The following is a 15,260-nucleotide window of genomic DNA, read 5'->3' on the forward strand; positions in this document are numbered from 1 at the left end:
TGCCAGACGAGGGCGGGGTGCAACACGGTTTCGCGCCAAACCCGCTCCTGTGACGAAAGAAAACCCGCCAATAGGCCCGGTCCCAAGCCAACCGTGCGGCGGTACTCTGGATCCAGGGACTTCTTGAGGGGACAAGCCATGACTGAACAGCCAAAACAAGGCAAAGACGAGACCCCGGAGGGCTACCAGCCGACCCTGCGCCTCCCGGACCAGCAACCCGACGTTCCGCCGGGGCAGACACCACCCGCCGGCCAGGACCAGGGACCGTCGGCGACGCAGCAGTTCGCGCAACCCGAATCCCCGCAGCAGCCCTACCCGGGCCAGCAGCCTCACACAGGCCAGCAGCCCGACACGGGGGAGCAGCCCCACGTCGGACAGCAGCCATACACCGGACAACAGCCCTACACCGGCCAGGCGGCACCTGACCGCGGCCAGTACTCAAGCCCGTACCCCCCGATCTACAGCCAGCCGTCCGCCCCGTATGGCCAGCCGTCGCCGTATGCCCAGCCGGGCAGCCCCAACGCCTACGGCCAGCCCGCGTACTACGGCCCGCCGCCGTCGCCCAAGAGTCTGAGCATCGCCAGCATGTGTTGCGGCATCGCCGCGCTGGTGGGATTCGGATTCTTCCTGCTCCCGCAGCTGGCCGCCGTGATTCTGGGGCACCTGGCCCTGCGGCGCGAACCGGCCGGCCGGGGCATGGCGATCGCCGGCCTGGTGATGGGTTACGTGGGCATCGCCGTGACCATCCTGGTCCTGGTCATTTTCGGACTGGTCATCGGCACCGCGCGCAACAGCGGGTACGGAGCCTAGGTCTGCCCTGTGGCGCCGGAGCCGCGCCTGGTCAGGTTGTCAGTGCAGCCACCAGGGGCTTCGCGTTGGCCTCAAGCCAAGCGCGCCGGCGGTTGATCTGGCCGCCCACGCCGTCCTGCCACATCCGCGCCCAGCCGCCGCCCAGGGCCGCGGCGTTGTGCCGCATCCGCTCATAGCTGAGCGCCGCGGCGTCGATCCCGGCGCCGGGAACCCGGCGTCGTTCATCCTCGCTCCAGCCGTAGGCGTCGGCGAAGATGCGCAGCCGGCGGAACGGATTCTGGTCTTCCCAGCCCGGCCACGCATCTGCCGGGTCGTGGAGCGGCACCCAGTGCATGGCGGTGTTGAGCGAATCGTGAAGTGCCGTGGCGGGCCCGGCGAGGTCAAAATCCACCAGTCCCGCGGCCACGCCGTCCCGGACCACCACGTTCTGGGGTGTCACGTCCAGGTGGCAGATGAGTCCGGCGGCGTCGGTGGGGTTAGGCCGGACCGGCCGGGGCGGGAACGCGTGGGCCCGCGGCACGAAGCCGGCGGAGGCGGTGTGCAGGCGCCGCACCAGGCGGGCCACGGAGGCCAGCAGGTCCTCGGACTGCACCCAGGATTCCGGCGGCGACCCGGCGCAGTCTCCCGGCACGAAGGTCAGGACGTCCCGGCCCTGCGGGTCGCGGCCGAGGAAGCGGGGGGAGCCCTCAAAACCGGCGTCGTCCAGCCAGTCGAGGTACTCGGCGACGGCGAGGGATTGCGGCTGGTGCGGGCGGCGGATAGTTCCGCCAACCCGCACCACGCCGTCGGTGACATCGCCTGCCGGCATGAGTTCGACGTCGGACGCCTCGCCGGGGGCGGGGGTGTAGCCGCGCGAAGCAACCGGAACGCGATGTGCGGTGCTCATCGGGTCAGCGTACGCCGCCCATGAGCTTCTTGATCGCCGGGGAGGCGACCGCCAGGCCCACAGCCAGCAGCATTGCGGTTCCGCCGATGCCGATGAAGTAGGGCAGCTCGTCCTGCGGGTTGTACAGACCGGACAGGATGCCGGCCAGGGTGGTGCCCAGGGACACGGACAGGAAGAACAGTGCCACCATCTGGGTGTGGAAGGCCTTGGGCGCCAGCTTGGTGGTCACAGATAGGCCGATGGGGGAGAGGAACAGCTCTGCAAGCGTGAACAGAAGCAGGATTCCGACCAGGGCCAGCAGAGGGGTCTTGCCATCGCCGGCCAGCGGAATGAATGCCAGGAACGCAAGGCCCATCACGAACAGGCCGATCGAGAACTTCAGGGCCGAACCGGGCTGCTTGCGGCCGAGCCGAGTCCAGAGGGCGGCCATGATGCCGGCGAAAATGATGATGAACACCGGGTTGATGGACTGGACCCAGGCGGCAGGCATTTCCCAGCCGAACAGGTTCCGGTCCAGCTTCTCCTCCGAGTACACGGCGATGAAGGTGAACTGCTGCTGGAACAGGGCCCAGAACGCGGCGGAGGCGATGTACAGCGGGATGAATGCTGCGACCCGTCCGCGCTCGGTGGGGGTGACCTTCTTGCTGCTGAAGATCAGCGCGAAGTACAGCACCGACGCGCCGATTGCGGCGTAGGCCATGGACATGGCCAGGTTTTCGGCGTTCACCGTGCCGGTCACGAGCAGCACGGCGATGATCAGGGCGATGCCGGCGAATACGAGGCCGTAGCGGGTGCGCTGGGCGGCCGGGAGCGGGTTCGGTACCCGGTGTGCTTCTTCGGGCAGCTTCTTGCGGCCCAGCGAGTAGATGACAAGGCCAATGGCCATGCCGACGGCGGCAGCGCCGAAGCCCCAGTGGAAGCCCTGGCTTTCCTGCAGCCAGCCGGTGACCAGCGGGCCGATCAGCGCACCGGCGTTGATGCCCATGTAGAAGATGGAGAACCCGGCGTCGCGGCGTTCGTCCTTCTCCCCATACAGGCTGCCGACGAGGGCGGTGGCATTGGCCTTTAGGCCGCCGGAGCCGACGCCCACCAGCACCAGTCCGGCGATCAGGCCGGGTATGCCGGGCACGAGTGCCAGCCCGATGTGGCCGGCCATGATCAGGACGGCCGCGCCGAACAGCACCCGCTCGGACCCGAAGAGCCGGTCCGCGAGCCAGGCGCCGAGGATTGTGGAGAGGTAGACGCCGCCACCGTAGGCGCCGACGAGGCCGGCCGCCAAAGCTTGTGGGATCTCAAGGCCGCCCTGGGCAGCCGTGAAGTACATGTAGTAAAGGAGGATCCCCTGCATTCCGTAGAAGGAGAAGCGCTCCCACATCTCTACGGAGAAAAGGCTGGCCAGCATCTTTGGGTGGCCAAAAAACGAGGTGTCGCCCGGTGTTTTGGTGGGGGGACGTAACGAGGGATCGCCCGGCGTTATAGCGGGGGGATTGGATAAATGAGTTGTGCTCATTTACTTAATGGTGACATTGTGACGCGCGATTGTCACATTCGAGCAGGCCCGAGGCAAGCAGCCCGGATGGTGTTTTGCCTCTCTTTCGCCTCTCTTTCCGCCGGTTTCGCGGGCGTTCCGGGCTGGGCGGTCGTGTCCTAGACGGGCTTGCCGGCGGGCTCCTGGGCGGGCTCGCCGGCGTCGAACATAATGATCTGCCGGATGGCGTGGCCGTCTGCCAGCTGGTCCATGGCCCGGTTGATATCGGCCAGGGCGATGCGGTCCGAGATCAGCTCCTCGACGGGCAGTTTCCCGTCCCGCCACAACTGGGCGTATTTCGGGATGTCCCGCGACGGGACGGCGGAGCCCAGGTAGCTGCCCACGATCGTCCGGGCTTCGGCGGTGACGGTCAGCGGTGCCAGCTGGGCGCGGGCCTCGGGGGAGGGCAGTCCGGCCGTGACGGTGGTGCCGCCGGGGGAGGTGGCGGCAAAAGCGGTCTCGAACGCGCGGGGATTTCCCGCGCACTCGATCACGAACCTGGCTTTGACCCCGGCGTCGAGGACCTGCTGCGGGGTGTATGTCTCGTGGGCGCCGAGGCGGCGGGCGTGATCGAGTTTCTGCTCCAGCGTGTCCACGGCGATGATCCGCGAGATTCCTTGCGAGACGGCGGTGATGAGCGCCGCCATCCCCACCCCTCCGAGGCCGACGATCATGATGCTGTCCTGCGGGCGGGGCCGGGCCGCGTTGAGCACCGCGCCGCCGCCGGTCAGCACGGCGCAGCCCAGCACTGCCGCAATGTCCGCGGGGATGTCGTCGTCCACCGGCACGGCGGAAGCGCGGTCCACGACGGCGTGGGTGGCGAAGCCTGAGACGCCCAGGTGGTGGTGGACGGGCTCGCCGTCGCGGCTCAGGAGCCGGGATCCGTGCAGCAGGGTCCCGTCGTTGTTGCTCTTGGACCCTGCCGTGCAGGGCAGCCGGCCGTCCTCGGCGCAGTTCGCGCAGTTCTCGCAGCGGGGCAGGAAGGACATGACCACGCGCTGGCCGGGCTGCAGGTCCGTGACGCCGGAACCGACCGTCACGATGCGGCCCGCGGCCTCGTGGCCCAGCAGCATGGGAACGGGCCGGACCCGGTTGCCGTCGACGACGCTCAGGTCCGAGTGGCAGATTCCGGCGGCCTCCATCCGGACAAGGATCTCGGTGGGCCCGGGAGCCGCCAGTTCCAGCTCGGAGATGCTGATCGGCCGGGACTCCGCGAAGGGGCGGGGGCGGCCGATTTCCTCAAGTACTGCACCGGTGATCTTCATCGATCCTCTTTCGCGGCCTGGTCGGGTTTGAGTGAACGATAGCCGCCTGCCGCCGCCAGCGTCCATTTGGGGGAAGGGGAGGTCCGACGGCGTCCGCGGGCTTGGGGTGGCTGGGGGCTTGGGTTGGCTGGTTTCCTGGGCCTCACCGGGGGACATGCCCATTCTTGGTGCCCGGGCGTGTGCGTGTGTTGGCTGAGTTCCTGGATGCCAGTTGGGGACATGCCCGTTCTTGGTGCCCGCGTGCGTGTGTTGGCTGAGTTCCTGGGCCTCACCGGGGGACATGCCCATTCTTGGTGCCCGGGCGTGGACAAGATGGCATTATGTCCATCCGCCCCGGCCGCAGGCGGACATGTCCGTGATGAGCACTGGGCATGTCCATTGCGCGGCGTGAGGGGCGGGCGGGTCCGATGCGGGGCCTGAGGAACGGGCACGTCCCGGCTGGTGGAGGACGGACATGTCCGGTGCCCGATGTGAGTTCCGGACATGTCCCCTGCGCGGCGTCAGGAGTGGGCATGTCCCCAGGTGAGTGCCGGGTCCGCGGCTAGAAGCCCAATTGGGCGGCCACCTGCAGCAGGAGCCCCTCGGAGTCCATCGGCCCGATCAGCTGGATGCCCATCGGCAGGCCGGAACCAGGGGCGCCGCCGGTCCAGTGCACCGGGATGCTGATGGCCGGCAGCCCGCAGACGTTGACCATGGATGACCACGGCGCGTACTCGCACTGTTTGCGGTAGTCGCCGTCGGCGTCGCCTGCCCATTCCGCGGCCGGCCAGTAGCCTCCGCCGTGGGTCGCGCCAGTGAACCAGCCCACCGGACGGGGTGTCTGCGCCAGGGCCGGCGTCACTATGAGGTCCCATTGGGCGTACTGGACAATGGTGTCCTGCTGGAACTGCCGGAGGAACCCGAGGGATTCGTTGAGTTTGGCTGCACTGCGCTGCTGTGCCCGCCGGCGGAAAGTCCTCGTGAGCGGCGTCAGGAGCGCCTCGCGCTGCGGCGAGATGCGCGCGCTGCCAATGCCGGCCGTCCACGCTGTGGTGAAAGCATCCGGGTAGCGGTTGTCGTAGCGAATCGCCGCTTCCATGGCCTCGTGCCCCGCCGCCTCCAGCCGCGAGATGCCGTCCGCGAGTGCGTCGAGCGCCTCACTGTCCGGGATGAAGGGAAACTTCGCTTGCCACGGGCTGTCGAGACTTATGCCGATCCTCAGTGGGCGGGGCTCCCTGGCGGTCAGCTCGAAGTAGCTGGCGTGCGCCCGGCCGCCCATGCCCGGACCGCCCGCACCCTGTCCGCCCGCACCCTGATTGTCCGGGCCCGGCACCAGGGCATCCAGCAGCAGCGCGGCGTCGGCGGCGGAGCGGGCGAGCGGTCCGGCAACCACGAGCTGCGCGGGATCGCCCGAGCTTTCCCCGGCCGGCACCAGCCCACGTCCGGGCTTCAACCCGACCAGCCCGCATGCCGCGGCAGGGATCCGCACGGAGCCCCCGCCGTCGGACCCTGGGGCGAACGGCAACAGCCCCGCGGCCACCGCGGCAGCGCTGCCGCCCGAGGAGCCGCCCGAACTGCGGCTGAGTGCATACGGATTGCGCGACGGCGGGGCGATCCGGTTCTCGCTGTAGGCGGTCAGGCCGAACTCCGGGACCTGTGTCTTGCCCAGCGAGAGGACCCCGGCGGCCTTGAGCGCGGCGGGAACTGCGCCGTCGGCCAGGGCCGGCTTGCGTTCCAGGGCCGCGCTTCCATGCGTGGTGACGACCCCTGCCACATCCGTCAGGTCCTTGAAGGCGACCGGCATTCCATGCAGCAGGGGCAAGTCGCCGCCGTTCCGGCTCCGGAGGGCGTAGCGCCGGTCGGCTGCCGTGGCGTCTTTCCGCGCCTGTTCCGCGGTGACCGTGATGAAGGCACCGAGGTGCGGGTTCTGGGCTTCGACCCGGTCCAGGAAATGATCGGCGGCGGCCCTGGCGGACAGCTCCCCGGAACGGAGCGCATCGCGGAGCTCGACGGCGGAGAGTTCGTGGATTTCAGCCAAGGAGGCGGGACTCCGGCCGTACCTGGGGCCGCGCGGGCCGGCTACCCGGGGGACATGCCCATTCCTGGGACCGGCGGAAGGACACATTTGCATCATGCCCAGCGCTCGCGGCCAGGGCAGGGCATGTCCCGTGGCGGGGGCCGCGGACCGGCCGCTCCGCGGGCTGTTCGGCAGCCATGAGGTCTCCTTTGTGGTCCCCAGAAGCGTAACGTGCCGCCAGCGGGGGTGCGGTGCCAGCGGCGGGGGATACGCTGGGATCGGAGCTTGAATTCTGCGGAAAGGGTCAACATGAGCGACTTCCAGAGCGTAAGCGTGTCTGGCATCCCCGATGGCGCCAAGATCGTGGACGTCCGCGAGGACTATGAGTGGGCTGCGGGCCACGCCGAGGGTGCCCTGCACATTCCCATGGACCAGTTGCCCTCCCGGATTGAGGAGCTGGACCCGGACGAGGACGTCTACGTCATCTGCCGCACCGGCGGCCGCTCCTTCCGGGCCACCCAGTGGCTGGTCGGAATGGGATATTCCGCCGTGAATGTGGCCGGCGGCATGGACCGGTGGGTTGAGACCGGCATGCCGCTGGTGTCCGACAACGGCCTCAAACCGGTTGTCCTGTAACTGAAGAAGGAAGAACTGATGCCCGCACCGACGCTCACCTACACATTCCTCGGACCCGAGGGCACCTTCACCGAAGCGGCCCTGATGCAGGTCCCGGACGCGGCGGAGGCCATCCGCATCCCGTCCTCGAATGTGAACACGGCGCTGGACAAGGTGCGGGACGGCTCCGCCGATGCGGCCATGGTACCGATCGAAAATTCGGTCGAGGGCGGGGTCACCGCCACCCTCGACGCCATCGCCACCGGCCAGGAACTCAGGATCCTCCGGGAGGCCCTGGTGCCCATCAGCTTCGTCTTGGTGGCCAGGCCCGGCGTGGCGCTCGGGGACATCCGGCGCGTCTCCACCCACGGGCATGCCTGGGCCCAGTGCAGGCTCTGGGTGGACGCCAATATTCCCAATGCGGAATACATCCCCGGTTCTTCCACCGCCGCTGCCGCCATGGGCTTGCTGGATGGTGACGGCGCCCACTACGACGCCGCGATCTGCGCCCCGATCGTGGCCACCGAACAGCCGGGCCTGATGGTGCTGGCGGAAAACATCGGCGACAACCCCGGAGCCGTCACCCGGTTCGTGCTGGTGGGCCGCCCGGGTGAACTGCCGGCCCCCACCGGAGCCGACAAGACCACTGTCGTGGTGCCGCTGCCCGAAGACCGGCCGGGTGCGCTGATGGAGATCCTGGACCAGTTCGCCACCCGCGGCGTGAACCTGAGCCGGATCGAATCCCGGCCCACCGGGCAGTACCTGGGCCACTATTTCTTCAGCATTGACGCCGACGGCCATGTCGCCGACGCCCGGGTGGCCGACGCGCTCGCGGGTCTTCACCGGATCAGCCCGGCCACCCGCTTCCTCGGGTCCTACCAGCGTGCCGACGGCCACCGAACCAGCGTCGCGCCGCATACCTCCGACCAGGCATTCCGCGCCGCGCATGCGTGGGTGAAAGACATACTGGGGGGCGCATCTGCTGTGCCGGAATATACCCCGGGGGCTTCGCCCAGAGCGTAGGCAAATGCCATATGGCGCACTTCCACCCCCTCCCAACTGTGCGTATGCTTGCCTGATCCATATTGGGGAATTCCCCTACGGGAGGGAGCGGGTCATGTCAGGCACCAGCACAGAAAATGACGGCCAGGGAATGATTGTCAATCCCAAGCCGACAGCTGAAAATCAGGACTGGGACGGCGACGACGCCGACCGCGCGGACCGCCTGCGCTTCGAAGAGGAGCAGGCAATGATCCGTGAGCAGTCCGAAGCCCGGGCCGCCAAGGCTGCGGCCGAGGCGAAGAAGGCGGCAGAGGCCAAGAAGGCCGCTAGCGCCTAGTCCCTCGCTCCTGGCGCGCTGCAGTGGCGCGCTCCAGCCGCCGTCGGCCTAGCGGCCTTCGGTGCCGTCCTTGACCCTCACCAACAGGGATCCCGGGTCCACCTCGACGGTGACCATCGTGGCCTCGCCGGAAGGATCGCCGTCGACCTGGGTGGGCATAGGTTCCGGGCACCGGATAGTGATCTTGCCGCACCGGTAATACGTCATGACCGGCAGGTCCTTCTTGTGCTTCAGGACGATCTTTGTGTACATGGCCAGCCAGCCGATCGCACTGCGCGGGCTCATCACCACCACGTCCAGCATCCCGTCATCGATCATGGCCTGCGGGATGAAGTCGATTCCCCCGGGGATCAGGCCGCAGTTCGCGAACAGGACGCTGCGGATCTTCCGGGCCTGCTCAGGCTGGCCATCCAGCGCGATGGAGACCTTCTTGCGGCGCCCCAGAAGGTGCCTGGCCCCGGCTTCCGTGTACGCCAGCCAGCCCACCGCCCTCTTCAGGCCGTCAAGGGTGTCGCTGACTACTTCGGCGTCCATGCCGATGCCTGCAATCACCAGGAACGTGTGTTGCGCTGACTCCCCGGTGAGCGAATTTTCCAGGGTGAGCCGCGCCGTATCGATGAACCGCTGGTCCCCGAACAGGGCGGCCTGCACGTTGCCGGGCAGGTCGTTGACCTCCAGATGCACATTGCGGGCCAGGAGGTTTGCGGTGCCCAGCGGGATCACGCCCATGGCGGTGTCCGTCCCGGCGAGGACCTCCGCCACCACACGCACGGTACCGTCGCCGCCGCCGGCCAGGACGACGTCGGCCCCGTAGGCCACCGCAGCCCGCGCCTGCGAGAAGCCGGGGTCCTCTGCGGTGGTTTCAAAGACGCGGGGCGCCGGCCAGCCGGCCGCCGCGCACGCTGCTTCAATCAGGCCACGGGCCTCGGCAGACTTGGCCTTGATGGGGTTCAGGACCACGGCCACCTTCTGGCGGCCCGGGCCCGGGCTGTGGGTTTCCTCCCACACGGCACTGCGGGTGTGCTTGGCCTTCAGCCGGCGCACCCCCCACCAGCTGGAGACGGCAAAGACCAGGGCCCCAGCGATGACGAGGTAGAGCAGCCAGTCGCGCATTGTGATCCAACAGTATCCCGCCAGCGCATGCAGGCCGGCTTGCCGGGCAACCGTGACCGGATTGGATACTCTTGTCTGGTGATCGACGTAAAAGACCTCAGCGAAAATCCGGACAAGTTCCGTGCCAGCCAGCGCGCCCGAGGCGCCGACGAATCCGCGGTGGACGCGATCATCGCTGGGGACTCGGCCCGGCGGGCAGCCCTGATCCGGTTCGAGAACCTGCGGGCCGAGCAGAATGCGTACGGGAAGAAGGTCGCGCAGGCCAAGGGCGAGGAAAAGCAGGCCCTCCTCGCCGAGGTCAAGGCTCTGGCGGCCTCCGTCAAAGCGGCATCGGCCGAGGCCGATCTCGTCCAGGCCGCCCAGGACGAACTCCTCCGGACCATCCCCAACCTGATCGAGGACGGCGTCCCGGCCGGTGGTGAGGACGACTACATTGTGGTCAAGACGGTGGGCGCGCCGCGCGAATTCCCCGACTTCGAGCCGAAGGACCACCTCGAGATCGGTGAGCTGATCGGGGCCATCGACATGGAACGCGGGGCGAAGGTTTCCGGTTCACGCTTCTACTTCCTGCGCGGCGTCGGCGCCCGGCTTGAAATGGCGCTGCTCCAGATGGCCATGGAACAGGCGATCGACGCCGGGTTCGTCCCCATGATCACGCCCACCCTGGTCCGCCCGGAAACCATGCAGGGCACCGGCTTTGACGTCAAGCACGACGCCGAGATCTACCGTCTCGCCGAAGACGACCTGTACCTCGTGGGCACCTCGGAGGTGGCCCTCGCCGGCTACCACGCCGACGAGATCCTGGACCTTTCGGCCGGCCCCATCCGCTATGCCGGCCAGAGCTCGTGCTACCGGCGCGAGGCGGGCTCGCACGGCAAGGACACCCGCGGCATCATCCGCGTCCACCAGTTCAACAAGGTGGAGATGTTCATCTACACCACGGTTGAGGACGCTGCCGCCGAGCACGCCCGCCTGCTGGCATGGGAAGAGGAGATGCTGGCCAAGTGCGAGCTCCCGTACCGCGTCATTGACACCGCCGCCGGCGATCTGGGCAATTCCGCGGCCCGGAAGTTTGACTGTGAGGCCTGGGTCCCCACCCAGGGCGCATACCGGGAGCTGACCTCGACGTCGAACTGCACCACGTTCCAGGCGCGCCGGCTGAACATCCGGGAACGGGTTCTGAACGAGGACGGCGCGCCCAAGGGCACGCGGGCGGTCGCCACGCTCAACGGCACCCTGGCCACCACCCGCTGGATCGTCGCCATCCTGGAGCACCACCAGAACCCCGACGGCTCCGTCAACGTCCCCGCCGCCCTGCAGAAGTACCTCGGCGGCATGACGGTTTTCCCCGTCCTCTAACCCCGGTCCCGACCCCAGCCAGGCCTCCGATGGCCGCCGGGTAAACGCCCACAACGGGGACATTATGTGGGTGTTTACCGCAAGTTCACGCCTTGCTGTGGCGTGTGTCCTAGCGGCAGTCGGGGGTCTCTGCTCTACTTGTGAGATGACAACAATGACTGAATCCTCAGTCGCCGGCAACGATGACCGGCGCACCACACACCAGAACATGACAGACCAGAACACGGCGGCCCCGAATACGGCGGCCCCGGCCAGCGCGGCCCGGGTGGGAAACTCCCGGAACCGAGCCGGCGACAAGATGCTGATCGCCCTGGACGTCGATGGCACCCTTGTGGACCACGACGGGCATATGTCGGTTCCTGTCCGCGAGGCCGCCCAGGCCGTGGTGGCCGCGGGCCACCACGTCATGATCGCGACCGGCCGCTCCCTCAACGCCACATTGCCCGTCATCGAACATATCGGGATCGAGAACGGTTACGCCGTGTGCTCCAACGGCGGTGTGATCCTGCGCGTCGACTCCGGACTGCCCGAGGGCTACGAAATCCTCCACAAGGCAACGTTTGACCCCGGGCCGGTCCTTCGCGCGCTGCGCAAGCGGTTGCCCTCGGCCAAGTACGCGCTCGAGGACGGGGACGGCAACTTCCTGTCCACAGAACGCTTCCAGGACGCCAGCTTCGGCGTCGAAGCGGTCGGCGTCGACTTCCAGACCATGCTGGAGGCTACCGCCGTGCGCGTGGTGGTCTTCAGCTCGGAGAATACGCCCGAAGAATTCAACACCGCGATCCGCCACATCGGGCTCGCCGGCGTCACGTATTCGGTGGGCTGGACGGCGTGGCTGGACATCGCCGCTGCCGGTGTCACGAAGGCCAGCGCACTGGAACAGCTCCGCGACCGGCTCAGCATAGAAACGCACCGCACTGTCGCCGTCGGCGACGGCCGCAATGACATCGAGATGCTGACCTGGGCGCGCCGCGGCGTGGCCATGGGCCAGGCCCCCGTTGAGGTGATTGCCGCCGCTGACGAAGTGACGAAATCGGTCTACGACGACGGCGCCGCGCACGTGCTTCGCAGCCTCCTCTAAGGCCTCAAGGGCGCGGCAAACGGTCGGGCGGTTCCGAGGAAGGGCCGGGACGGCTAGCGGACGTCGAGGATGAGGCTCAGGAGCCGCGCCGCAGCGGGCCGGGCCGCGTGCTCTTCGTTCCACTGAGACCGGGCCACGGCCTTGCTCACGGCCTGGGTGGTGATCCCGAGTTCCTCTGCGACCGCCTTCTGCTGACCCCGCACCCCCGGGGTGAGCAGGTCCAGTACCCGCCATTCCGCCTGGCTGCGGTCGTGCACAATGTGGCCCAGGAGGCGCAGCACGGCTTCCGCCTCTGCGGCAAGATCGGCCAGCGGGCCCTCCACGGCCACCCGGACGCGGTCCTTGTGGTTCCGGAGACGATCCACCGCGCGCCGGGCGTAGATCAGCCCGTGCCCGGAGGCGTCCTTGATCTGGTTCGGCAGGGGTTCATTGACCGGGCCCACGCCAATGCCCACGTACCAGCTGCCGCTGCGAAGGGCGATCATGGCCGCTTCCACCGTCTGATGCGGACAGTCCAGGATCCCTTGGACCTCATCTTCAACGGAACGATCGAAATCAAGGCGCGCCGGAATGTGCCGCAGGTCCTTGAGGAGCTGCGGCACGCGGTCGCCGTCGCGCCGGCTGTCGGTTTGATTGATGGTCAGCGTGAACATTCTGGATGACACACTACCTGCTGGCACTTGCGGGGCAAGTTGCCGGCGGCCGGTGACGGACCGGGGTTGTGCCCCGTCCGCCGAACGTGTTGCGATGGACCAAATGTGCCGACGCAGGACCCACGAGGCGAGGATCCCAGTGAGCAATGACGTGAATGGAACCACCCGCGCACAGATGCCGGCCGACGGCCCGTCCCTGGACAATGCGGTCCTGGAGACAGGGATCCTGGACGCCGCGGCCCTGGACCTGGTGGACCGCTGGTGGCGGGCGGCGAACTACGTCTCGGTGGGGCAAATCTACCTCCGGTCCAATCCGCTGCTGCGCGAACCCCTCCGCGCGGAACACACGAAGTCCAGGCTCCTTGGTCACTGGGGGACCACACCCGGACTGAATTTTGTCTATGCCCACCTGAACCGGGCTATCCGCCGGGACAGCCAGCAGATGCTCTTCATCGCCGGTCCCGGCCATGGCGGCCCCGCGGTGGTCGCCAACGCCTGGCTGGAGGGGACCTATTCGGAAATTTACGGCCACGTTGGTGACGACGAAGCCGGCCTGTCCGAGCTGTTCAGGCAGTTCTCCTACCCCGGCGGCATTCCAAGCCACGCCGCCCCGGAGACCCCCGGTTCGATCAGCGAAGGCGGCGAGCTCGGCTACTCGCTGGCACACGCGTATGGGTCTGTCTTCGACAACCCGGACCTGATCACGGCCGTCGTCATCGGTGACGGCGAAGCCGAGACCGGGCCGCTGGCTGCCAGCTGGCATTCGCACAACTTCCTGAACCCGGCGGCCGACGGCGCCGTGCTGCCCATCCTGCACCTCAACGGTTACAAGATCGCCAACCCCACGATTTTGGCCCGTATGCCCGAGGCCCAGCTGGAACAGCTGCTGCGCGGCTACGGGCACGTCCCCCATTTCGTCACCGTGGCCGATCCGGCCGACACAGCCGCGGCGCACCGGGATTTCGCGGCCGCACTGGACGCCTGCCTGGCCGGGATCCGGACCATCCAGCAGCGCCACCGCAGCGGCACTGCGCAGGACGGCACTGCGCAGGACGGTGCTGCGCAGTGGCCCATGATCGTGCTCCGTTCGCCCAAGGGCTGGACCGGGCCCAAGACGGTGGACGGGGAGCGGGTGGAGGGCACCTGGCGCAGCCACCAGGTTCCGCTGAACGAGGTCCGCACCAATCCTGGGCACCTGAGCCAGCTGCAACAGTGGCTCGAGTCCTACCGGCCGGCGGAACTCTTCGACGACCGCGGACGCCTGAGGCCGGAGACGGCCAGGAACGCCCCGGCCGGTGCGCTGCGGATGAGCGCAACCCCCCATGCCAACGGCGGGATCCTGCTGCGCCCGCTCAACCTGCCGGACTACCGCCGGCACGCCGTCGACGTCGCCGAGCCCGGCATCGAAAGGATCAGCCCCATGGTGACGCTCGGCCCCTGGCTGCGCGACGTCATTGCGCTGAACCCCGAGGCCTTCCGGCTCTTCGGCCCCGACGAGACGGCATCGAACCGGCTGCAGGACGTCTACGAGGCCACCGACAAGGTCTGGCAGTACAGGATTGATGCGCTGGATGAGCATATTGCCCGCGCCGGGCGGGTAATGGAAGTCCTCAGCGAACACCTCTGCCAGGGCTGGCTGGAGGGATATCTGCTGACGGGACGGCACGGGGTGTTCAACTGCTACGAGGCGTTCATCCACATCATCGATTCGATGTTCAACCAGCACGCCAAATGGCTCAAAGTCCACCGGCAGCTGCCGTGGCGCCAGCCCGTGGCCTCACTAAACTACCTCTTGTCCTCCCACGTGTGGCAGCAGGACCACAACGGCTTTTCGCACCAGGATCCCGGCTTCATCGACCACGCCGTGAACAAGAAGGCCGAAATCATCCGGGTCTACCTGCCCCCGGACGCCAACACGCTTCTGGCCGTGATGGAGCATTGCCTGGCCTCCCGCGACTACGTCAACATCGTGGTCAGCGGCAAGCAGCCCTCGCCAACCTGGCTCGGGCCCGACGCGGCCTCGCACCATTGCCGCCGGGGCCTGGGCATCTGGGAGTTCGCCGGCTCCGAAGTCGCCGGTGAGGAGCCCGACGTCGTCCTTGCCTGCGCCGGCGACGTCCCCACGGTCGAAACCGTCGCCGCGGCCGAGCTCCTGAAGCAGGGGGCGCCCGGGCTGAAAGTGCGGGTGGTCAACGTCGTGGACCTCATGCGGCTCCAGGACGCCAGCGAGCACCCGCACGGGCTGACGGCCCGGGACTTCGACGGCATCTTCACGGCGGACAAACCGGTGATCTTCGCCTATCACGGCTACCCCGCGCTGATCCACCGGCTCACCTACCGGCGCACCAACCGGGAGGGCCTGCATGTTCGCGGCTACAAGGAGGAAGGCACCACCACGACCCCCTTCGACATGGCCATGCTGAACGGAATCGACCGCTTCCAGCTGGCAATTGACGCGATCGACCGGGTCCCCGGACTGCCCGGGAGGCACTCGCTGCTGCGCCAGTCCCTGCAGGACAGCCGCATGCGGGCCCGCGACCACACCCGGGAGCACGGCGAGGACCCGGCGGAGATCAGCACCTGGTCGCTGCGGATTTGAGCAGCGCCCGCCCGGG

General features: G+C 68.0%; 13 protein-coding genes. 7 read left to right on the top strand and 6 right to left on the bottom strand.

The genetic code is table 11. The features are described from left to right. The first annotated feature begins 138 nt into the window (after positions 1-138). Positions 139-810: a DUF4190 domain-containing protein gene (locus AC1DZV_RS08285; protein WP_476953442.1), complete on the top strand. Its 672-nt coding sequence runs from the start codon at positions 139-141 to the stop codon at positions 808-810. 31 nt (positions 811-841) lie between these two features. Here the strand turns inward: AC1DZV_RS08285 and AC1DZV_RS08290 are convergent, their stop codons facing one another. The 4 genes from AC1DZV_RS08290 to AC1DZV_RS08305 all read right to left on the bottom strand — a co-directional run bounded on the left by AC1DZV_RS08290 (position 842) and on the right by AC1DZV_RS08305 (position 6,506). Further along, entirely contained in the window at positions 842-1,696 is an 855-nt protein-coding gene (locus AC1DZV_RS08290; protein ID WP_476953443.1) for a phosphotransferase, read from the bottom strand. Between the two features lie 4 nt (positions 1,697-1,700). Beyond that, positions 1,701-3,206, bottom strand: coding sequence for a peptide MFS transporter (locus AC1DZV_RS08295; protein WP_476953444.1), 1,506 nt, complete (start codon positions 3,204-3,206; stop codon positions 1,701-1,703). 137 nt (positions 3,207-3,343) lie between these two features. Continuing rightward, the gene (locus AC1DZV_RS08300; RefSeq protein WP_476953445.1) at positions 3,344-4,489 is read right to left on the bottom strand and encodes an alcohol dehydrogenase catalytic domain-containing protein; all 1,146 of its coding nucleotides are present in this window, start codon (positions 4,487-4,489) and stop codon (positions 3,344-3,346) included. A gap of 541 nt (positions 4,490-5,030) precedes the next feature. Then, on the bottom strand, positions 5,031-6,506 hold the full coding sequence (locus AC1DZV_RS08305; protein WP_476953446.1) for an amidase: 1,476 nt from the start codon (positions 6,504-6,506) through the stop codon (positions 5,031-5,033). A 288-nt stretch (positions 6,507-6,794) separates the two neighbouring features. On the opposite strand from AC1DZV_RS08305, the gene AC1DZV_RS08310 reads away from it, so the two are divergent. The 3 genes from AC1DZV_RS08310 to AC1DZV_RS08320 all read left to right on the top strand — a co-directional run bounded on the left by AC1DZV_RS08310 (position 6,795) and on the right by AC1DZV_RS08320 (position 8,439). Then, complete coding sequence (locus AC1DZV_RS08310) at positions 6,795-7,121, top strand: rhodanese-like domain-containing protein (RefSeq protein WP_476953447.1); 327 nt, start codon at positions 6,795-6,797, stop codon at positions 7,119-7,121. Positions 7,122-7,139: 18 nt separating this feature from the next. After that, positions 7,140-8,123 carry a prephenate dehydratase gene (gene pheA / locus AC1DZV_RS08315; protein ID WP_243178298.1) on the top strand — a complete coding sequence of 328 codons (984 nt, stop codon included), beginning with the start codon at positions 7,140-7,142 and terminating at the stop codon, positions 8,121-8,123. A 94-nt stretch (positions 8,124-8,217) separates the two neighbouring features. Beyond that, entirely contained in the window at positions 8,218-8,439 is a 222-nt protein-coding gene (locus AC1DZV_RS08320) for a hypothetical protein (protein WP_018774949.1), read from the top strand. Between the two features lie 48 nt (positions 8,440-8,487). Here the strand turns inward: AC1DZV_RS08320 and AC1DZV_RS08325 are convergent, their stop codons facing one another. Next, the gene (locus AC1DZV_RS08325) at positions 8,488-9,552 is read right to left on the bottom strand and encodes a diacylglycerol/lipid kinase family protein (RefSeq protein WP_028275984.1); all 1,065 of its coding nucleotides are present in this window, start codon (positions 9,550-9,552) and stop codon (positions 8,488-8,490) included. Positions 9,553-9,630: 78 nt separating this feature from the next. On the opposite strand from AC1DZV_RS08325, the gene serS reads away from it, so the two are divergent. After that, complete coding sequence (gene serS, locus AC1DZV_RS08330; RefSeq protein ID WP_028275985.1) at positions 9,631-10,911, top strand: serine--tRNA ligase; 1,281 nt, start codon at positions 9,631-9,633, stop codon at positions 10,909-10,911. Between the two features lie 145 nt (positions 10,912-11,056). Continuing rightward, entirely contained in the window at positions 11,057-11,992 is a 936-nt protein-coding gene (locus tag AC1DZV_RS08335; protein ID WP_476953448.1) for an HAD family hydrolase, read from the top strand. A 53-nt stretch (positions 11,993-12,045) separates the two neighbouring features. Here AC1DZV_RS08335 and AC1DZV_RS08340 read toward each other — a convergent pair whose 3' ends face one another. Further along, on the bottom strand, positions 12,046-12,645 hold the full coding sequence (locus AC1DZV_RS08340) for a MarR family transcriptional regulator (RefSeq protein ID WP_079555228.1): 600 nt from the start codon (positions 12,643-12,645) through the stop codon (positions 12,046-12,048). A gap of 175 nt (positions 12,646-12,820) precedes the next feature. Between AC1DZV_RS08340 and AC1DZV_RS08345 the strand changes: the two genes are divergently transcribed. After that, entirely contained in the window at positions 12,821-15,244 is a 2,424-nt protein-coding gene (locus tag AC1DZV_RS08345) for a phosphoketolase family protein (RefSeq protein ID WP_476953514.1), read from the top strand. Positions 15,245-15,260: the final 16 nt, after the last annotated feature.

It is taken from the genome of Arthrobacter sp. P1_D12 (assembly GCF_056406175.1).

What these genes read in the sequence shown, in the direction of transcription:
- AC1DZV_RS08285 (WP_476953442.1), top strand. Translation starts at nt 139, where the DNA reads ATGACTGAACAGCCAAAACAAGGCAAAGACGAGACCCCGGAGGGCTAC.
- AC1DZV_RS08290 (WP_476953443.1), bottom strand. Translation starts at nt 1,696, where the DNA reads ATGAGCACCGCACATCGCGTTCCGGTTGCTTCGCGCGGCTACACCCCC.
- AC1DZV_RS08295 (WP_476953444.1), bottom strand. Translation starts at nt 3,206, where the DNA reads ATGAGCACAACTCATTTATCCAATCCCCCCGCTATAACGCCGGGCGAT.
- AC1DZV_RS08300 (WP_476953445.1), bottom strand. Translation starts at nt 4,489, where the DNA reads ATGAAGATCACCGGTGCAGTACTTGAGGAAATCGGCCGCCCCCGCCCC.
- AC1DZV_RS08310 (WP_476953447.1), top strand. Translation starts at nt 6,795, where the DNA reads ATGAGCGACTTCCAGAGCGTAAGCGTGTCTGGCATCCCCGATGGCGCC.
- pheA (WP_243178298.1), top strand. Translation starts at nt 7,140, where the DNA reads ATGCCCGCACCGACGCTCACCTACACATTCCTCGGACCCGAGGGCACC.
- AC1DZV_RS08320 (WP_018774949.1), top strand. Translation starts at nt 8,218, where the DNA reads ATGTCAGGCACCAGCACAGAAAATGACGGCCAGGGAATGATTGTCAAT.
- AC1DZV_RS08325 (WP_028275984.1), bottom strand. Translation starts at nt 9,552, where the DNA reads ATGCGCGACTGGCTGCTCTACCTCGTCATCGCTGGGGCCCTGGTCTTT.
- AC1DZV_RS08335 (WP_476953448.1), top strand. Translation starts at nt 11,057, where the DNA reads ATGACAACAATGACTGAATCCTCAGTCGCCGGCAACGATGACCGGCGC.
- AC1DZV_RS08340 (WP_079555228.1), bottom strand. Translation starts at nt 12,645, where the DNA reads ATGTTCACGCTGACCATCAATCAAACCGACAGCCGGCGCGACGGCGAC.
- AC1DZV_RS08345 (WP_476953514.1), top strand. Translation starts at nt 12,821, where the DNA reads ATGCCGGCCGACGGCCCGTCCCTGGACAATGCGGTCCTGGAGACAGGG.